Source organism: Rhizobium metallidurans, from assembly GCF_014196505.1.
Lineage (GTDB): Bacteria > Pseudomonadota > Alphaproteobacteria > Rhizobiales > Rhizobiaceae > Rhizobium > Rhizobium metallidurans.
The window spans coordinates 1-2496 of sequence record NZ_JACIDW010000058.1; the positions used below are offsets into that span (position 1 = coordinate 1).

The window sequence follows — 2496 nt, forward strand, 5'->3', positions numbered from 1 at the left end:
TGTCAATCGGCGTCGTAACGGGACCCCTTATCGGCTCCCAAAAGGGACCCCTGCCTCTAGTTGCATCGGGTCAGCGCGCGTAGGCCCGGGGCTCTCCATTTAGCGCAAGGGCCTGCGGGCGCGGGTTGTTTGTCTTTTCGGCTTTAGCTTTGAGAGCGGTTTTTAAAGCGCCAGGATTCGTTCCCGGTTTCCACGATCTCGCAATGGTGGGTGAGCCTGTCGAGCAGAGCGGCGGTCATCTTGGCGTCGCCGAATACGGCCGGCCACTCGCCGAAGGCCAGGTTCGTCGTGACGATGATGGACGTCCGCTCGTAGAGCCTGCTGATGAGGTGGAAGAGGAGCTGGCCGCCCGCCTGGGCAAATGGGAGATAGCCCAGTTCGTCCATGATGACGAAGTCGAGCCTGGTGATGAAGTCGGCCAGCCGTCCCTGTTTGCCGCTACGTGCCTCCGTCTCGAGCCGATTGACGAGGTCGACGACGTTGAAGAAGCGGCCGCGTGCGCCATTGCGGATCAGAGCACGAGCAAGGGCGATGGACAGGTGAGACTTTCCCGTGCCGGTTCCGCCGACCAGAACGATATTGTGCTGCTCGGCGAGGAAGGCCCCGGTTGCGAGTTGGCGCACCAGGCCTTCGTTGACCGGCGTGTCGGTGAAGTCGAAGTCGTCGATGTCCTTGGCCAGCGGCAGCTTGGCGACGGTGATTTGGTATTTGATGGAGCGCGCTTGCTTCTCGGCGATCTCCGACTGAAGCAGGTCACCGACGATGCGCGGCGGTTCGTGCTGTCGCTTGATGCCGGAGGCCATGATCTCGTCATAGGCGCTACGCATGCCGAACAGCTTCAGCGTGCCCATCATGTCGAGGATTTGGGATCGTTCCATATCAGCTTGCCCTCCTCAGGCTGTCGTAACGGGCGCAGTCGGCCAGAGGCTCATGGGTCAGGCGAAGCGCATCGGGGATGGAAAGGATGGCGGCCGGCTGCGGATCACGCTTGCGGGCCAGAATGTTGATGATGACGGCGGCCGAGAACACGCCCTGATCGATCGCCTCCTGGCAGGCCGCTTCGACGGCGGGGAGCCCGTCCAGGCCCACGCATTCGAGGATCGACACCATCTGCCGGTCGCCGTCATGCATTGCCTTCAGCCGGCGGCGCACCTTCTCCATGGCGGCGGGCAAAACCCAGTCGTGGAACGGCGCACCGTTGCGCAGTGCTCCCGGTTTGCGGGTCAGGACCGGCACGTAATGCCAGGGATTATAGATCGTCTCGCCACGGCCGAAGCAGCGATCGTGTTGGCCGATTTCCACGCCATCCTGCCGGATGACGATGCGATCTGCATAGGCATGTATCTCGGCAGGGCGGCCGACTGCCGTAGACAGTACCGAGTATTTGTTGTTGTCGAAACGCACGAGGCAGGTCTTGCCGATCGAGGCCTGCACAGCGTGGAAGCCGTCGAATTTGCCGGGATAGCCGACCAGGTGCGGCCGCTCCGCATCGAACACCTCCCAGATCGTGCGCTCCGTCTGATCGACGTGCTTATGAGCGCGGGCGTAACTGATGCACTTGTCCAGCAACCAGCCATTCAGTTCATCGTAGGATTTGAAGCGCAGTCGCGGCGTGAAGAAGCGTTCGCGCACCAGATTGACCTGGTTCTCGACCTGGCCTTTCTCCCACCCCGACGCCGGCGTGCAGGCCACCGGTTCGATCAGGTAATGGCTGCACATCTGTAGGAAGCGGCGATTGTATTGCCGTTCCTTGCCGACGAAGACCGTCTCCACCGCGGTCTTCATATTATCATAGATGCCGCGCGTGCAGGCCCCGCCGAAGAAAGCGAACGCCCTGTCATGGGCGTCGAAGACCATCTCTTGCGTCTCGCGCGGATAGGCTCTCACATACATCATCCGGCTGTGGCAGAGCCGGATATGCGCAACCTTCACCGTCGTCGTCACGCCGTTCAGCACGACAATCTCGTGGCTCCAGTCGAACTGGTAGGCCTCGCCCGGCGCGTAATAGAGCGGCACATAGGCTTGCGCCGTCACGGACCCGCGCTCCTTCGCCCATGTTCGGGCGTAACGCCGGACTGTGTCGTAACCGCCCTCGTAGCCGAGGTCGCGCAAGTCCTCGAATATCCGGATCAGTGTCAGCCGTTCGCGAGAAGATTTGGCCTCATTGGCGAGGAGCATTCCATCGAGCTGACCGCGCCAGGGGCCGAGCTTCGGCTGAGGTTGACGGGTCCGTTCGTATTTGAACTCCGTCTCATCGGTGCGCAAAACCTTCCGCACCACTTTCCGCGATATGCCCAACTCCCGGCAGATCGCCTTGATCGACTTGCCCTGAACATGGGCTAGCCGCCGTATCTTCAGAATTGTTTCCACAATAAGCATCCGAACAAAAAGCCTCCGATGAAACCGGAGGCTGTTGTAACCCCATTGCAGATGGGGGTCCCGTTTGGACGCCGATCACCCCATGTGCGGGGTCCTTATTCCATGCCTAATCACACC

The 2496-nt window shown here is 61.1% G+C and carries 2 protein-coding genes; both read right to left on the minus strand.

All coding sequences use genetic code 11. The features are described 5' to 3' along the window. Positions 1-143: 143 nt before the first annotated feature. Positions 144-878: an IS21-like element helper ATPase IstB gene (istB, locus tag GGQ67_RS25005; protein ID WP_003501246.1), complete on the minus strand. Its 735-nt coding sequence runs from the start codon at positions 876-878 to the stop codon at positions 144-146. 1 nt (position 879) lies between these two features. Further along, complete coding sequence (istA, locus tag GGQ67_RS25010; RefSeq protein WP_052821263.1) at positions 880-2379, minus strand: IS21 family transposase; 1500 nt, start codon at positions 2377-2379, stop codon at positions 880-882. Between the last annotated feature and the right edge of the window lie 117 nt (positions 2380-2496).